The 16,733-nt window shown below is 52.8% G+C and carries 16 protein-coding genes; 9 read left to right on the top strand and 7 right to left on the bottom strand.

Translation table 11 applies throughout. The annotated features are described in order from the left end of the window. The first annotated feature begins 119 nt into the window (after positions 1–119). A complete protein-coding gene (locus NAZ64_RS18330; protein ID WP_000956811.1) occupies positions 120–1,751 on the top strand; it encodes a Na/Pi cotransporter family protein in 1,632 nt (543 codons plus the stop codon). 89 nt (positions 1,752–1,840) lie between these two features. Here NAZ64_RS18330 and pepE read toward each other — a convergent pair whose 3' ends face one another. After that, positions 1,841–2,530 carry a dipeptidase PepE gene (gene pepE / locus NAZ64_RS18325; protein ID WP_000421776.1) on the bottom strand — a complete coding sequence of 230 codons (690 nt, stop codon included), beginning with the start codon at positions 2,528–2,530 and terminating at the stop codon, positions 1,841–1,843. A 71-nt stretch (positions 2,531–2,601) separates the two neighbouring features. Here pepE and NAZ64_RS18320 point away from each other — a divergent pair, with 71 nt between their 5' ends. From NAZ64_RS18320 to rluF, 3 genes are read left to right on the top strand one after another with little or no spacing between them, the layout of a single operon-like run. Then, positions 2,602–2,682, top strand: coding sequence for a hypothetical protein (locus tag NAZ64_RS18320; RefSeq protein ID WP_031623067.1), 81 nt, complete (start codon positions 2,602–2,604; stop codon positions 2,680–2,682). A 55-nt stretch (positions 2,683–2,737) separates the two neighbouring features. Further along, entirely contained in the window at positions 2,738–3,277 is a 540-nt protein-coding gene (locus tag NAZ64_RS18315; protein ID WP_001096724.1) for a DUF2058 domain-containing protein, read from the top strand. A gap of 46 nt (positions 3,278–3,323) precedes the next feature. Continuing rightward, entirely contained in the window at positions 3,324–4,193 is an 870-nt protein-coding gene (rluF, locus tag NAZ64_RS18310; RefSeq protein ID WP_000954619.1) for a 23S rRNA pseudouridine(2604) synthase RluF, read from the top strand. Here the strand turns inward: rluF and NAZ64_RS18305 are convergent. From NAZ64_RS18305 to lysC, 6 genes are all read right to left on the bottom strand, one after another. Then, the gene (locus tag NAZ64_RS18305; RefSeq protein ID WP_001207628.1) at positions 4,190–4,462 is read right to left on the bottom strand and encodes a YjbD family protein; all 273 of its coding nucleotides are present in this window, start codon (positions 4,460–4,462) and stop codon (positions 4,190–4,192) included. The two genes, rluF and NAZ64_RS18305, sit on opposite strands and share 4 nt — an antisense overlap. 210 nt (positions 4,463–4,672) lie before the next feature. Then, a complete protein-coding gene (locus tag NAZ64_RS18300; RefSeq protein WP_001068171.1) occupies positions 4,673–5,431 on the bottom strand; it encodes a DeoR/GlpR family DNA-binding transcription regulator in 759 nt (252 codons plus the stop codon). Further along, positions 5,418–6,278 (bottom strand): Cof-type HAD-IIB family hydrolase, encoded by an 861-nt coding sequence (locus NAZ64_RS18295; RefSeq protein ID WP_220569489.1) that lies wholly within the window; start codon positions 6,276–6,278, stop codon positions 5,418–5,420. Before NAZ64_RS18295 ends, NAZ64_RS18300 begins: the two co-directional genes overlap by 14 nt. 16 nt (positions 6,279–6,294) lie before the next feature. Continuing rightward, positions 6,295–7,134 carry a beta/alpha barrel domain-containing protein gene (locus tag NAZ64_RS18290; RefSeq protein ID WP_000472333.1) on the bottom strand — a complete coding sequence of 280 codons (840 nt, stop codon included), beginning with the start codon at positions 7,132–7,134 and terminating at the stop codon, positions 6,295–6,297. A 23-nt stretch (positions 7,135–7,157) separates the two neighbouring features. Next, a complete protein-coding gene (locus NAZ64_RS18285) occupies positions 7,158–8,747 on the bottom strand; it encodes a PTS sugar transporter (RefSeq protein ID WP_000716849.1) in 1,590 nt (529 codons plus the stop codon). Between the two features lie 379 nt (positions 8,748–9,126). After that, on the bottom strand, positions 9,127–10,476 hold the full coding sequence (lysC, locus tag NAZ64_RS18280; protein ID WP_000136394.1) for a lysine-sensitive aspartokinase 3: 1,350 nt from the start codon (positions 10,474–10,476) through the stop codon (positions 9,127–9,129). 388 nt (positions 10,477–10,864) lie between these two features. Here lysC and pgi point away from each other — a divergent pair, with 388 nt between their 5' ends. The 5 genes from pgi (at position 10,865) to NAZ64_RS18255 (ending at position 16,730) form a co-directional block, all read left to right on the top strand. Then, positions 10,865–12,514: a glucose-6-phosphate isomerase gene (gene pgi, locus NAZ64_RS18275; protein ID WP_080095011.1), complete on the top strand. Its 1,650-nt coding sequence runs from the start codon at positions 10,865–10,867 to the stop codon at positions 12,512–12,514. 441 nt (positions 12,515–12,955) lie between these two features. Continuing rightward, on the top strand, positions 12,956–13,198 hold the full coding sequence (yjbE, locus tag NAZ64_RS18270) for an exopolysaccharide production protein YjbE (protein ID WP_001541297.1): 243 nt from the start codon (positions 12,956–12,958) through the stop codon (positions 13,196–13,198). 63 nt (positions 13,199–13,261) lie between these two features. Continuing rightward, positions 13,262–13,900, top strand: coding sequence for a YjbF family lipoprotein (locus tag NAZ64_RS18265; protein WP_031601801.1), 639 nt, complete (start codon positions 13,262–13,264; stop codon positions 13,898–13,900). Further along, positions 13,897–14,634, top strand: a complete 738-nt coding sequence (locus tag NAZ64_RS18260; protein ID WP_000977972.1) for a capsule biosynthesis GfcC family protein — start codon at positions 13,897–13,899, stop codon at positions 14,632–14,634. Before NAZ64_RS18265 ends, NAZ64_RS18260 begins: the two co-directional genes overlap by 4 nt. Then, on the top strand, positions 14,634–16,730 hold the full coding sequence (locus tag NAZ64_RS18255; protein ID WP_220569488.1) for a YjbH domain-containing protein: 2,097 nt from the start codon (positions 14,634–14,636) through the stop codon (positions 16,728–16,730). The genes NAZ64_RS18260 and NAZ64_RS18255 overlap by 1 nt, the downstream gene beginning before the upstream one ends. Positions 16,731–16,733 lie beyond the last annotated feature (3 nt).

Below are 16,733 nucleotides of genomic sequence, written 5' to 3'. Positions count from 1 at the left end.
TTACGTATGGTAAGCCCGGTGGCGTGCAACGCCAGCAGGCCTTAACGCTGTGCGCCATCAGGCAATTTATCGCAAGTGAGCTTCAGGAAAACGTATAACGATAAGGAGAACCTGACGCCGTGTTAACTTTGCTCCATCTACTTTCTGCCGTTGCGCTGTTGGTATGGGGAACACATATCGTTCGTACTGGCGTAATGCGCGTGTTTGGCGCGCGTCTACGCACTGTCCTCAGCCGCAGCGTGGAAAAGAAACCGCTCGCCTTTTGTGCGGGTATCGGTGTTACCGCGCTGGTACAAAGCAGTAACGCCACCACTTTATTGGTAACGTCGTTTGTCGCCCAGGATCTTGTCGCCCTGACGCCAGCTCTGGTGATTGTGCTGGGCGCTGATGTGGGTACTGCGCTAATGGCGCGTATTCTCACCTTTGATTTGTCGTGGCTGTCGCCGCTGCTGATTTTTATCGGCGTGATTTTCTTTTTAGGACGTAAGCAGTCCCGCGCCGGGCAGCTGGGTCGCGTCGGTATCGGGCTTGGCCTGATTCTACTGGCGCTGGAGCTGATTGTGCAGGCAGTGACGCCGATCACTCAGGCTAATGGCGTGCAGGTCATTTTCGCGTCGCTGACGGGCGACATTATGCTGGATGCGCTGATTGGCGCGATGTTCGCTATTATCAGTTATTCCAGCCTGGCGGCGGTGTTGCTGACGGCGACCCTGACGGCGGCGGGGATTATATCGTTCCCGGTGGCGTTGTGCCTGGTCATCGGCGCTAATCTGGGATCGGGGCTGCTGGCGATGCTCAATAACAGCGCCGCCAATGCTGCCGCGCGTCGCGTAGCGCTCGGCAGCCTATTGTTCAAATTGATCGGCAGCCTGGTCATCCTGCCGTTTGTCCATCCGCTGGCGAATCTGATGGATGAGCTATCGCTACCGAAATCAGAGCTGGTGATCTATTTCCACGTTTTCTATAACCTGGTGCGCTGCCTGGCGATGGTGCCATTTGCCGAGCTGATGGCGCGTTTTTGTAAACGAATTATTCGTGATGAGCCTGAACTGGATACCCATCTGAAGCCGAAACATCTGGATGTCAGCGCGCTGGATACGCCAACGCTGGCGCTGGCTAATGCTGCCCGCGAGGTGTTGCGCATTGGCGATGCGATGGAACAGATGATGGAAGGGCTAAAAAAGGTCATGCACGGCGAGCCGCGTGAAGAGAAAGCGCTGCGCAAGCTGGCGGATGACGTTAACGTGCTCTACACCGCGATTAAGCTTTATCTGGCGCGAATGCCAAAAGACGAGCTGGCGGCGGAGGAGTCCCGTCGGTGGGCGGAGATTATTGAGATGGCCCTGAACCTCGAACAGGCGTCGGATATTATCGAGCGAATGGGCAGCGAGATTGCCGACAAGTCGCTGGCGGCGCGTCGGGCATTTTCAGAAGAAGGATTGAAAGAGCTGGATGCGCTTTACGATCAACTGCTCAGTAATCTGCAACTGGCGATGTCGGTCTTTTTCTCCGGCGATGTCACCAGCGCCCGTCGGTTGCGCCGCAGTAAACATCGCTTCCGTATACTTAATCGCCGATACTCACATGCGCATGTCGACCGCCTGCACCAGCAGAACGTGCAAAGCATTGAAACCAGCTCGCTTCATTTAGGGCTGCTGGGCGATATGAAGCGTCTTAACTCACTGTTCTGTTCGGTCGCCTATAGCGTACTGGAACAGCCGGATCAGGACGAGGAACGGGGCGAGTATTAAGTGAAATGCCGGATGGCGGTGTAAACGTCTTCCGGCCTACGGAGAACATGCGTGTAGGCCCGTCATTCGGCATTCAATGTGGCCAGAGATTAAAAGCGATGACCCGCTTCCAGCGCCACGGCCTCTTCGCCCGCTTTAAACACCCAGGTGGTATTCGGGCCGCCGAGAACCGCCTGGCCGTTGCTCACCTGAATCCAGTTACCTTCCGGCAAACCAATCACAGTCAGTTCCGGCGCGACCACCAGCAGTTCGCGAATACGCTGCTCGCGGGTCTCGCCCTTATGACCTTCCGGCAAGGCGTTAGTGAAGTGAGGATTAATTTGCAGCGGGAACAGATCCAGCGCGTCGAAACCGTTTGGATCGACGATCGGCATATCGTTGGTCGTGCGGATAGTCGGGCAGGCAAGGTTGGCGCCCGCGCTCCAGCCGATATACAGCGCGCCGCGTTTTACCCTGTCCGCCATCGGCGCCAGCAGCCCGCGTTCACGCGATTCTTTCAGTAGCTGGAAGGTATTTCCGCCGCCGACAATAATGATTTCCGCTTTCTCAATCGCCGCAAGCGGATCGGCGACACGATGAATCCCTGTGACGTTTATCCCTAATGGCGCAAGCACCTCTGCGGTTTTATCCGTGTACTCGTCCCATGTTTGCGTGACGCCGGCAAACGGAATAAACACGGCTGAGCGTCGACCGTTCAATTGATTCGCTATCAGCGGCAGAGCGTGTTCCAGCCAGGCTTTACCCGGCAGCGTCGAGTTACTTAATAAAAGCAGTTCCATTACTTCTCCACCTCATCAGGAAATGTCAAAACGTAATAATGCTACCATTATCCATTTAATGTCTTACTGATATGGCTCATGATGTTATGCGTGTCACAGGCAAAGCGCGGTCGCTAAAAGTGACGACAGGCCAGATCTGCCATCTGGTATAGCCTGAAAAATTACAGGTATAATCCGCAAAATTATTTAACACGTTTAGAGACGAAAATGGCAAAACTGACCTTACAAGAGCAACTGCTACAAGCGGGATTAGTGACCAGCAAAAAAATGGCCAAAGTCCAGCGCACGGCTAAAAAATCACGCGTTCAGGCTCGTGAGGCCAGAGAGGCGGTGGAAGAAAATAAAAAGGCGCAACTTGAGCGTGATAAACAACTCAGTGAACAGCAAAAACAAGCGGTTTTAGCGAAAGAGTTTAAAGCTCAGGTTAAGCAACTTATTGAAATGAATAGAATCAATGTATCTAAAGGCGATATTGGTTTTAACTTCACCGATAATAACGTCATCAAAAAAATAGACGTGGATAAACTCACTCAGACGCAACTGATTAATGGGCGTCTCGCGATTGCGCGTCTGGTTATCAATAACAGCGGTGAATGTGAATATGCGATTATTCCCGCGAGCGTCGCTGATAAAATCGCACAACGAGATGCGGACAGTATTGTCGTAAACAGTGCGCTGAGTCAGGAAGAGCAGGACGAAGATGATCCGTATGCCGATTTTAAAGTTCCTGACGATTTGATGTGGTAAGTCACATTCCCGACGTTTATGTAGAAAAATTTCTCAGAGAGTAAATATGCTGACCGACACATCTACCCGGCTTAATAAATATATCAGTGAAAGCGGCATCTGTTCGCGTCGCGAGGCGGACCGTTTTATCGAACAGGGCAATGTTTTTATCAACGGCAAACGCGCCGCCATTGGCGATCAGGTGGTCGCCGGGGATGTTGTTAAAGTAAATGGTCGGTTGATTGAGCCGCGAGAAGCGGATGATTTAGTGCTGATTGCGCTGAATAAACCGGTTGGCATTGTGAGTACCACTGAAGACGGCGAACGCGACAATATTGTCGATTTTGTGAACCACAGCAAACGTATCTTCCCGATTGGTCGTCTGGATAAAGACTCGCAGGGGCTGATATTTCTGACTAACCACGGCGATCTGGTCAATAAGATTCTACGTGCCGGTAACGATCACGAAAAAGAGTATCTGGTGACGGTGGATAAACCGATTACCGACGAGTTTATTCGCGGTATGGGCGCTGGCGTGCCGATTCTGGGTACCGTCACCAAAAAATGTAAGGTGAAAAAAGAGGCGCCGTTTGTCTTTCGCATCACCCTGGTGCAGGGATTAAACCGTCAGATCCGCCGTATGTGTGAATACTTTGGTTATGAAGTGACGAAACTGGAGCGTACGCGCATTATGAACGTCAGCCTGAGCGGGATTCCGCTGGGCGAGTGGCGCGATCTGACGGACGATGAGCTGATCGATCTGTTTAAATTGATTGAGCGTTCCTCTTCCGAAGCCAAACCAAAGGCCAAAGCGAAGCCGAAGACCACGGGTATTAAGCGACCGGTCGTTGCGATCGAAAAAAGCAATGAGAAAGCGCGCCCGACATCAAGCGGTAAGCGCTTTACCTCGCCGGGACGAAAGAAGAAAGGACGTTAACGTCTGCCGCGCGTCGGCGTATTCGCCGACCAGGAGAATGACGCTTCCGTATCGGGTTTATACGCCTGCTTTTTCTTCAACTGGCGGGCTTTTTTCGCTTCAGCCTCACGCAGCGCCATCAGCTTATCGATGTACTCCTTTTTGACGCTGTTGGTCTCAGAATTGGTCAGCGGACGCCCGTGCGCAATACGGGCGCGGTCCAGCAACGTTTTCAGTTCGCGCTGTTCGCGCTCGGTCATCTCTTTTTGGGTAATGCGGGGGAGTGCCATACGGGTGCCCTCAGTTAGCCGATGCATTTAGAGCCTATCCCATTAGGGCTATTTTACTTGCCATTTTAGACCTGGGCAGTGCTCAAAATCCTCACGTACTACGTGTACGCTCCGGTTTTTGCGCGCTGTCCGTGTCCAAACTGGCTGCGCCAATAACGCCTGGTGGGATAGGCTCTTAGTCTACGGCAATACGCAACGGGCGGATAGCGCTCAGTCAGCAATCCGCAGCTTTCCGGCGAAATCCTGTGGCGTATAACCCGTTGACGTAAATCCTTTATCCGTGATGATGTTATCGATTTCTTTTACGCTTGCGATGCACATCACACCGTCCTGACCAAATTTGGTATGGTCGGCGAGAATCACTGATTTTTTGCTCATCGCAATCATGGCTTTGGCAACGTAGGCTTCTTCAAAGCTCTTCACCAACACGCCATGCTGGGGAGAAATGCCGCCAGCGCCAATAAAACAGATATCCGCGTGAATTGCGTTAATCTGCTGACACACCGAGACGCCGAGGTTGGCGCGAAAATGGTAATCATATTCGCCGCCTAATACATACACGCGGGCCTGCAGGTTATGCTCTTTAATTTTATCGGCAATCAGGGCTGAATTGGTAATCACGGAAAAAGCGAGAGGCGGTAATTGCTCGGCCAGAATAAGGTTAGTTGTACAGGAATCAATAAACAATGTATCCCGTTCACTGACCATTTCGGCGGCAAGTTTGCCAATCGCTATTTTCTCTTCGCGATGCGCCTCTATTCTTGCGCTAAACGCATCCTCCTGGACAACCTGCTTTTTGACTGCGCCCCCATGAATCTTAGTGATTTTGCCTTCAGATTCCAGTAAGGAGAGATCGCGACGAATGGTTTCCGAGGTGACGTTGAGCATTTCCGATAATTTAATAACGGTGACTTCACCGAATTTGTTTAATTCATCAAGAATATGTTTTCGTCTTTTAATTGGATTCATTATCTTTCGCCGTCGTCAACCTTTGGCGCATGGTAACTGGATGCGTCAGGCAACGCAACCACTCCAATGCATGGACGATACCCTCCTCATCATTCGTGGCAGTCACATAGCCGGCCTGCCGCTTTACTGTATCCGGCGCATTGCCCATTGCGATACTGATTCCGGCAGCGGCAAACATGCTGACATCATTCTGCTGATCGCCAATCGCGACTACCTTGTCAGAAGATATATTTAAATAATGAATTAATTTATCGATTATGAACCCTTTATTTATATCGGCTCTTTGAATATCAATATAATTTTCTCCCGTGACAACCGCATAATATCCACAAGGCAGGTGATTATTCACTTCTGTACACAGAGTATCTATCTCCGAAGATGCGGCAACAAGTGTAATTTTATATATATTGCGACGATTAAAGATATTTTCTGCAGTTTCAGTTATAAGCGGTAACCCAAATAAGCGGGCTTCATATGTTGTCCAGGGCGCAATTAGTCTATCGTCACGATGGTGAATTGCTTCGGCGCTAAAAAAGTGGTGGTAGCGGGAAAGAGAAATATGTTGGTCAATATTCCATAGATCTGTGGCGGTCAGCGGGGCAGCATGAATAATGCGCGGCCCCGCCATCTCCAGCAGGCGTCCGCAGTTAAAACCGGCGCACCAGCTAAACAACGTATCAACCTGTTGCTGGCGTAGCAGGCGTACCATTGAGGAGACCGGTCTGGCGGAACATGCCGCCAGCAGACCACCGTCCTGGCGGAACGCAATCAGCGCCTGACGCGTGCGCGGGCTGATCGTTTTCTGCGAGGTGAGTAATGTTCCATCCAGATCGGTGATCAACAACATCTCTCGTTCCCTGATATCAATGAACAATAAACGGCGTAACGGCTTCTTTGGCGGCGTTGCACACCATGTTGTCGATAGCAGTACCGACCACCAGAATATTGACCCCGGTATCTTTAAACGCTTTCGCGTTGGCGAGGTTAATCCCGCCTTCCGCCAGCGTCGGAACATCCACCGCGCCGACCAACGCCCGCAGGCGATCTTTAATCATCTGCGGGATATCGCCTGCCGCTACGCCTTCATAGCTCATGCCTGTCATCAGACCAATCATATCCACGCCGATATCCTGCATTCGCTTCGCCACGCTGACGACCTCTTCCGGCGTGCGTGCAGGAATACCGAAAGTATGCAGATCGTCAGGATGGCCAATGTAGGCATCGACGGTCAGACCATACTGATGGGCGAGATTAACGATGTCCTGCAGATCGTCCCAGTCGGATTTATGCGTATGTAAACCGTCGGCCCCAGCGCGGGCAATCTCCAGAATTTCCGTTTCGCTGAGCGGCACCGGTAAGGTTTCGGTAAAACCGCCGGCGATACCAACGGTGATAAAAATATCGTCCGGGACCACATTACGCACACCGTGTACGGCCTCAGCCATCTGGCTATTGGTGATTTCGTGACGAATCTGCTCCGCCGCGTGCATGTTGCTCACGCCTTTGTGTCCACGCGCCAGCGCCAACGCAGGGTGGTTCGGCTCCAGTAGCTTAACGCCAGCCTCACACACGGCTTTCGCCAGGCGCGCATCGTCGCCGGTTATTCCTGTGCTGAGGATGGTTTGCCCGCCGTGAAGTGTGATGGCTTCTTTCACTTTCTGTAACGCTTTGGCGCGTTTTTTATTCATATCGCCTTTAAACATGGTGTACCTCTGGTGTTGGTGCATTAATTAACGGCTGTCGTTGTTGATTCGCTCTGTACGACAGGTTTGAAACGGTTAGCAATAATGGTGGTAAGGCAGGTCATCGCCATTGTGGCAATCATTACGATGGCCATCTGGAGCGCATTGCTGGATAAGAACGGTGAGGCGAAAGCCGGAACATAGGCCACGCCTTTGACGTTAAAAAAGCCCAGCATCATGCCGCCCATTCCGGCCCAAAAAATGGCGGAGCCAAAAACAATTTTGTTGGCGAACATGAAGGGATAGGCGGATTCAACAAAGGTGCCAAAACCCAGGTTAATGAGCAGGCCCGGCGTAGCAACGGCAGCTTCGCTTTTTTCACGCGGGGCGATCACATTGGCAAGGTTAATACCTGCGGCCACCATCACCAGACCGACCATATCGACCGCGCCGAGGAAGCTGACGCCGGATTTTTCCATCTCCAGCAGCACCAACGGCAGGATCACCGCGTGATAGACGCCGCCGAGAATGGCAGGCCAGATAACCAGACCAGCCAGCAGCCCGGCAAGAATTGGGCTGAATGCCAGCGTGCTTTCGATAGCCAGTTTGATGTAATTACCCGCAGATAGCGCCAGCGGACTCAGCAGATAGTGCATGATTAACCCAGCGGCAAGGCCCGATATCCCACCGGCGACGATGTTGACGGTAGTCATTGGGAAGCGCCAGTTCAGGCACAGCTCGAACAGCCAACGGACGAAAATCCCCGCCATTACACCGCCGATAATGCCGCCGATAAGACCGCCCTCTACGGAAAGCACGCCAGCGACGACCCCGGCCACAATTGAAACTTCATCCAGTTCGGAAATCTGTTTTGCCGCCAGTACCGCGACTAACACCGGCAGACCTTTTAGTAAGATTTCAAAGATATCGTTAAGTTTTTCCAGTCCTGGTATGTGGCTCAGGGCGAGTACAATCGCCATGGCGATAAAGCCTGGTAGCGCAGGGATCATGATGCTACGAATGTTAAAACGTTTGAGCAGGCTTTTTCCGGAACCGCTCTGCGAGGGCGAAGCGCTACCCAACTGTGGTTTGTACTTGATACCCCAATGTTTACACAGTGACGCCACGAAGGAGACGGCGCGGGTACGGCTGGTGGTGCCGGTTGTTCCGGAGGTCGCGACCACATTCGCCCCCTTTGCCGCCACCAGCGCCATGGAGGTTCCCCCGGTGCCGACAATCGGTGTTTTCATCTCAACGGCGGCGGCAAAAACGGCCTGGTTCGCCTTTACCGGATCGGCGCTCATTACCACGATCCCATCGATCTCACCGCGACGGATCATCTCAGCGATTTGGCGATCGCTTTCTACTACCGAGGTGTTTACCTCCGAAAGTTTGCCCTGAAATATGCGCTGTGGTTTTTGTTGGTTTTCTGTGGTTAATGCATAAACCGATGCCGGGGTATCCGGTTTGGCGACGTCCATCGAGGCTTCTGCCGCGATAAACTGTACGGCGGCCACATTCACGCCCGCAGCCTCACACTGCTGATAAATCTCCTGGAGTAACTTCTCTGGCTCGGCGCCACCCAGGTTGTAGAGGTTGCCTCCACTGCTTCCAATAATCGCAATTTTTTTCATAGCGGCCTCAAATAGGGGGTAAGGGGGTTATCTGTGTTGTAGTGCAATCATAATTCCAACTAAAACAAAATAAAGCAACAATGTAAAAGTGGGCTTATACCAAAAGATATCAATTTTTAAATGTAACTCATTAAAATATAATGATTAATTTATGTTTTTGTTTTGTGTTGTTTTGTGTGGTTTTGTGACGAGGTTCAAAATGGGGAGTGCATAAATAGGGGAAAGTTGCCCATGTTGGTGGGACGAGTAGGGTGTTGCGGATTCCTGAGCAGTATTCCGCCGGCAGCGCCTGGCGCGGGAACCGCCGGATGACGTGCCTGCGTCGCCATCCGGCAGCGTATTGCGCTGATAGCGCTCACCCGCTGTCGTGTCAGGGCGATTATTCAAATAAGTTCTGATGTAGCTTTTGCACCACTTTCTCGGCATCGTCTCCCGGCACGAGGAAGCACAGATTGTGGCTGGAGGCGCCGTAACAAATCATGCGAATGTTGAACGGTTCCAGGACGCCAAACACTTCTTTACCAACGCCGCAGGCTTTTGACAGGTTGTTGCCAATCAGCGCGACCAGCGCCAGTCCTTCTTCGACTTCTACCCGACACAGCGCGGAAAGCTCCATCAATAAGGATTGGGTCAGTAACGTATCGCCCGTGGAGGTGGAGCCGGTAGTATCCAGCGTCAGCGCGACGCTCACCTCCGAAGTGGTAATCAGATCTACCGAAATATTATGCCGCGCCAGAATGCCGAACACCTCAGCCAGGAAACCTCGCGAGTGCAGCATATTCAGGCTGTGCAGCGTCAATAGCGTTTGATTGCGGCGCAGCGCCAGCGCGCGGAACAGCGGCGGGTTTTGGGTTTTATTGCACACCAGCGTACCGCCCGCTTGCGGATCTTTACTGGAGCCAACGAAGACCGGGATATCGCTGCGCACGGCCGGGAGTAAGGTGGCTGGATGCAGTACTTTTGCGCCGAAGGTTGCCATCTCCGCCGCTTCTTCAAAGTCGATTTCATCAATTCGCTGCGCGACGGGCACCACGCGCGGGTCGGTGGTGTAAATACCGGGCACATCTGTCCAGATATCAACCCGCGCGGCGTGGAGCGCTTCAGCCAGCAACGCTGCCGTATAGTCGCTGCCGCCGCGGCCTAATGTCGTGGTGCGGCCTTTGCTTTCACTGCCGATAAAGCCCTGAGTAATGACCAAAGTTTCGCTCAGGCGCGGGAGCAACTGCTGCGCGGCCAGTTCCGCAAGCGCTGCGACGTCCGGTTCCGCACGACCAAAGCGATCGCTGGTACGCATCACTTTGCGCACGTCGAACCAGTGGGCCTGTACGTCGCGTTCACGCAGGATCTCAACAAATAGCAGGGTAGACATCAGCTCGCCGTGGCTGACCAGTTCATCGGTCAGGGCTGCCGATGTCGCCAGCGATGCCGCCTCCGCCAGAATAGTGATGTTTTCCAGCAGGCGTTCAATCTCTTCGCGAATGACATTCGGATGACGCAGACGATCAAGGATATCGAACTGGATTTTACGGATGGCGTCGAGCGTAGCGAAACGTTCGCCAGGCTCCATCCCTTCGGCCAGCGCCACCAGCAGATTAGTGATGCCGGCAGACGCGGAAAGCACGACTAAACGAACATTGGCGTCGGAAAGTACGATATCCGCGCTACGGTTCATGGCGTCAAAATCAGCGACGCTGGTACCGCCAAATTTGGAAACAACGATCTCTGTCATATCAACCTCGTGTCAGGAAATGAAAAACGCGACCATGGCACAAGGGCAGAACAGAAACCGGTGCAGGCGCAAATGCAAGTAACGTATTTATAAATAAAAGTTGTGGCCTGGACTGTCAACGTTGGGATTATGCGGATTTTTTATGCTGAGTTTAGGCTCAGTAACAGCGCTTATAACCCCGATACCCGTTTGTAGGAATGTTGGCTTATCTATGCGCCCGGCGACTCACCCACTTGCCGCCTTTCTGCACCTCGAATTATTTAGGGTATATACTTTTTATCCTCATTCGACAGTGCCTGGGGCAACGGCACTAAAACAATCACACTTTTCTGTGACTGGCGTTACAATCGATCCCAGTCACAATTCTCAAATCAGAAGAGTATTGCTAATGAAAAACATCAATCCAACGCAGACTTCTGCCTGGCAGGCGCTCCAGAAACACTACGATGAAATGAAAGACGTTACGATCGCTGAGCTTTTTGCGAACGATAGCGACCGTTTTGCTAAATTTTCCGCGACGTTTGACGATCTGATGCTGGTGGATTTCTCCAAAAACCGCATCACCGAAGAGACGCTGGCAAAATTACAGGATCTGGCGAAAGAGACCGATCTGGCCGGCGCGATTAAATCCATGTTCTCCGGCGAGAAGATCAACCGCACCGAAGACCGCGCCGTGCTGCACGTGGCGCTGCGTAACCGTAGCAATACGCCGATCATTGTGGACGGCAAAGATGTGATGCCGGAAGTGAACGCCGTGCTTGAGAAGATGAAAACTTTCTCGCAAGCGATTATCTCCGGTCAGTGGAAAGGCTACACCGGTAAGGCCATCACCGACGTGGTGAATATCGGTATCGGTGGTTCCGACCTCGGCCCGTTCATGGTGACCGAAGCGCTGCGTCCGTATAAAAATCATCTGACTATGCACTTCGTCTCTAACGTTGATGGTACCCACATCGCTGAAGTGCTGAAGAAAGTGAACCCTGAAACCACACTGTTCCTGGTCGCTTCTAAAACTTTCACCACCCAGGAAACCATGACCAACGCCCACAGCGCGCGCGACTGGTTCCTGAAAACTGCAGGCGATGAAAAACACGTGGCGAAACACTTTGCTGCGCTCTCCACCAACGCCAAAGCGGTCGGCGAATTTGGTATCGACACGGCCAATATGTTCGAGTTCTGGGACTGGGTCGGCGGTCGTTACTCGCTGTGGTCTGCCATCGGGCTATCCATTATTCTGTCCGTCGGTTTCGACAACTTTGTCGAGCTGCTTTCCGGCGCACACGCGATGGACAAGCATTTCTCCACCACTCCGGCGGAGAAAAACCTACCCGTTCTGCTGGCGTTGATTGGCATCTGGTACAACAATTTCTTCGGCGCGGAAACCGAAGCCATTCTGCCGTACGACCAGTATATGCACCGTTTCGCCGCCTACTTCCAGCAGGGTAACATGGAATCCAACGGTAAATACGTTGACCGTAACGGCAACGCCGTGGATTACCAGACAGGCCCAATTATCTGGGGCGAACCAGGCACCAACGGTCAGCACGCGTTTTATCAATTGATTCACCAGGGTACTAAAATGGTGCCGTGTGATTTTATCGCCCCGGCTATCACCCATAACCCGCTATCCGATCATCATCAGAAGCTGCTGTCTAACTTCTTCGCGCAGACCGAAGCGCTGGCGTTTGGTAAATCCCGCGAGGTGGTTGAGCAGGAATATCGCGATCAGGGTAAAGATCCGGCGCAGCTTGAACACGTTGTGCCATTCAAAGTGTTTGAAGGCAACCGCCCGACCAACTCTATCCTGCTGCGCGAAATTACGCCATTCAGCCTGGGCGCGCTGATTGCGCTGTATGAGCATAAAATCTTTACGCAGGGCGCCATCCTGAACATCTTTACTTTCGACCAGTGGGGCGTTGAATTAGGTAAACAGTTGGCTAACCGTATTCTGCCGGAGCTGGGCGATGATAAAGCTATTTCGTCCCATGATAGCTCTACTAACGGTCTGATTAACCGTTATAAAGCCTGGCGCGCCTGATGGCGCTGCGCTTATCCGGTCTACGTAATGCATAGCGTCTGTAGGCCGGATAAGGCGTTTCGCCGCCATCCGGCAAAAAGAGAATAAGATAATAAAAAGGCCGATATTCACATCGGCTTTTTTTATAAGATAATTCCGCTTGTCCGTCTTTATCCCCACAATTTTATATTGAGCTTAATCCTAAAATAAGCAATAACCAGAAAATCACTCTGCGTTATTTTCAGATTATACGGATGCCGATGTCTTTTAGTTTAATTTTAACTTATTGATTTTATTTGTTTGTTAATTAAATGATGTAGGCGTTACTTCTTTAAAGTTTAATTATCCTAAAACCTCGCTGTTATTTCTCCCGGACATAATCCGCCTGCTTTGGTTGTATACTCGGTAGCGCCCGAAATTCTTTTGGGTAAATCTCCATTCATTCAATGAAGGGAAATTATGATGAAAAAAGTACTGTATGGCATTTTTGCCATAACCGCGCTTGCGGCGACATCTGTCTCGGCAGCCCCCGTTCAGGTGGGTGAAGCGGCAGGGTCGGCAGCGACGTCGGTATCGGCGGGAAGCTCCTCCGCTACCAGCGTTAGCACCGTAAGTTCGGCGGTGGGCGTCGCGTTAGCGGCAACCGGCGGCGGCGATGGTTCTAATACCGGAACCACGACCACCACGACCACCAGTACCCAGTAGTATCGGTACGTTTAACCATAACCACACTCCGGTGTGGTTATTTTGCCCCTCTGGAGAAGCGTCGTGAAGCGACTCGCACTTATCCTGATTTGCCTGCTATTACAGGCGTGTTCGGCCACCACCAAAGGCCTGGGCGATTCACTGTGGGACAGTTTGTTCGGTACGCCAGGCGTACAGCTAACGGATGACGATATTCAAAACATGCCGTATGCCAGCCAGTACATGCAGCTTAACGGCGGTCCTCAACTGTTTGTGGTGCTCGCTTTCTCGGAAAACGGGCAGCAGAAATGGGTGACGCAGGATGGCGCGACGATCGTGACGCAGCATGGCCGTCTGGTCAAAACGCTGCTCAGCGGCGACAACCTGATCGATGTGAATAATCTGGCGGCCGACCCGCTGGCGAAACCAGGACAGATTATCGATGGCGCGACCTGGACTCGCACCCTGGGCTGGACCGAACATCGCCAGGTGCGTTACGCCACCGCCCGTTCCGTTTTTACATGGCGAGGGACCGATAGCGTTAGCGTCGGCAGTGAAGAGACCGACGTGCGGGTGCTGGATGAAGAAGTGACGACCGATCAAACGCGTTGGCGTAATCGCTACTGGGTTGATAGCGAAGGCCAAATTCGCCAGACGGAACAGTATCTGGGCGCGAATTACTTTCCGGTGAAAACCACGCTGATTAAGGCGGCAAAATCATGATGAAAAGGACGATAAGCGCGCTGGCGCTGGCCTTTGTCGCGTCATCCGCCTTTGCCAGCGGCACTGTTACCGTTTTTACCCAAGGTAATAGCGAGCCTAAAACGCTGACAGACGCTGAGCGTCTGCTCGATTTAGTCGGACAGCCGCGCCTGGCAACGAGCTGGTGGCCTGCGGCGGTGATAGGCGAAGAACAGGCGACCGTGACGGCGCGTCAGCAGCAGCAGGAACTTCTCGGGCGACTGGCGGCGCTCAGCGCTGAGGAAGACGGCGATGCGGCGGCGGCGATAAACACACTGCGCCGACAGATTCAGGCGCTGAAGGTGACGGGCAGACAATTCGTGAATCTTGATCCTGACGTGGTGCGGGTGAGCGAACGAGGTAACCCGCCGCTGCAAGGTCACTACACGCTCTGGGTCGGGCCGCAACCCACGCAGGTGACGCTCTTTGGCTTGATTAGCCAGCCGGGCAGCCAGCCGTTCGTCCCTGGGCGGGACGTCGCCAGTTATCTCGAGGGTCAGCGCTTACTCAGCGGCGCGGATCGTAGCTATGCCTGGGTGGTTTACCCTGATGGACGCAGCCAAAAAGCGCCGGTGGCTTACTGGAATAAACGTCATATCGAGCCAATGCCCGGCAGCATTATTTTTGTCGGTTTTGCCGATTCCCTTTGGCGCGGCACGCCGGAGGCGATAAATGCCGACATTCTTCATACCCTGACGCAGCGGATACCGGAATAATGAAAAAAACACATCTGCTCAGCGTGCTGGCGCTGGGTATTAGCGCGGCCTGCCATGCCGAAACATATCTAGCCCCTGTTGGGCCTTCACAATCTGACTTTGGCGGCGTGGGCCTGCTGCAAACGCCGACAGCGCGTATGGCGCGTGAAGGGGAGATGAGCCTGAACTATCGCGATAACGATCAGTACCGCTACTACTCGGCTTCGGTTCAGCTTTTCCCGTGGCTGGAAACCACGTTGCGCTATACCGATGTCCGTACGAAAAAGTACAGCAGCGTGGAATCATTCTCCGGTGACCAGACTTACAAAGATAAAGCGTTTGATGTGAAACTGCGGTTGTGGGAAGAGAGTTACTGGATGCCGCAGGTGGCGGTTGGCGCGCGCGATATCGGCGGGACGGGGCTGTTTGATGCGGAATATATTGTAGCGAGTAAGGCCTGGGGGCCATTTGATTTTTCATTAGGTCTCGGTTGGGGCTATCTTGGCACCAGCGGCAATGTGTCTAATCCTTTCTGTTCGTATAGTGATAAATTCTGTTCGCGTGATAACAGCTATAAAGAGGCAGGTTCCGTCGACGGTAGCGATATGTTTCACGGCCCGGCCTCGCTGTTTGGCGGCGTAGAATACCAGACCCCGTGGCAACCGCTACGCCTGAAGCTGGAGTATGAAGGCAATAACTATCAGCAGGATTTTGCGGGTAAACTGGAGCAGAAGAGCAAGTTTAACGTCGGCGCCATTTACCGCGTCACCGATTGGGCCGACGTTAACCTCAGCTACGAGCGCGGCAACACCTTTATGTTTGGCGTTACGCTGCGCACCAATTTCAACGATTTACGTCCCGCGTATCATGACAATTCACGCCCGCAATACCGACCACAGCCGCAGGATGCCATCCTGCAACATTCGGTAGTGGCTAATCAATTAACGTTATTGAAATATAATGCCGGTCTGGCGGACCCGAAAATCCAGGTCAAAGGCGATACGCTGTACGTTACCGGCGAACAGGTGAAGTACCGCGACTCCCGTGAAGGGATCGTGCGCGCTAACCGGATCGTCATGAACGATCTGCCGGAGGGAATCCGCACGATCCGCGTGACGGAAAACCGCCTTAATCTGCCGCAGGTCACCACTGAAACCGATGTCGCCAGCCTGAAACGCCATCTGGAAGGCGAACCGCTGGGACATGAAACCCCGCTGGCGCAAAAACGTGTGGAGCCGATCGTGCCAGAGAGTACTGAACAGGGCTGGTATATCGACAAGTCGCGCATTGATTTTCATCTTGATCCCGTGCTGAATCAGTCGGTAGGCGGCCCGGAAAACTTCTATATGTATCAGTTGGGCGTAATGGGAACTGCGGATCTGTGGGTCACGGATCATCTGCTCACCACGGGCAGCGTGTTTGCCAATATCGCCAACAACTACGACAAATTTAACTACACCAATCCGCCGAAGGATTCACATCTGCCGCGGGTGCGTACGCATGTCCGTGAGTATGTGCAGAATGATGTTTATGTGAATAACCTACAGGCCAACTACTTCCAGTATTTTGGCAATGGTTTCTATGGGCAGGTCTACGGTGGTTATCTGGAGACCATGTTTGGCGGTGCCGGGGCGGAAGTCCTGTATCGCCCGGTAGACAGCAATTGGGCGTTTGGTCTGGATGCCAACTACGTGAAACAGCGTGACTGGCGTAGCGCGCAGGATATGATGAAGTTTACCGATTACAGCGTGAAGACCGGACATTTGACCGCATACTGGACGCCGCCGTTCGCCCAGGATGTGCTGGTGAAAGCCAGCGTTGGTCAGTATCTGGCGGGCGATAAAGGCGGTACGCTGGAGATCGCCAAACGCTTCGATAGCGGCGTCGTTGTCGGCGGTTACGCGACGATTACCGATGCGTCGCCGGATGAATATGGGGAAGGGGATTTTACCAAAGGCGTATATGTTTCCGTGCCGCTGGATCTCTTCTCGTCCGGCCCAACCCGAAGTCGTGCGGCAATTGGCTGGACGCCGCTGACGCGTGACGGTGGTCAACAGCTTGGCCGTAAGTTTGGCCTGTATGATATGACCAGTGACAGGAGCGTAAATTTCCGTTAATAC

Source organism: Salmonella sp. A1325 (genome assembly GCF_056991255.1).
The sequence above is the reverse complement of the archived record's forward strand: the minus strand, read 5'-3'. Positions and strand labels throughout refer to the sequence as shown.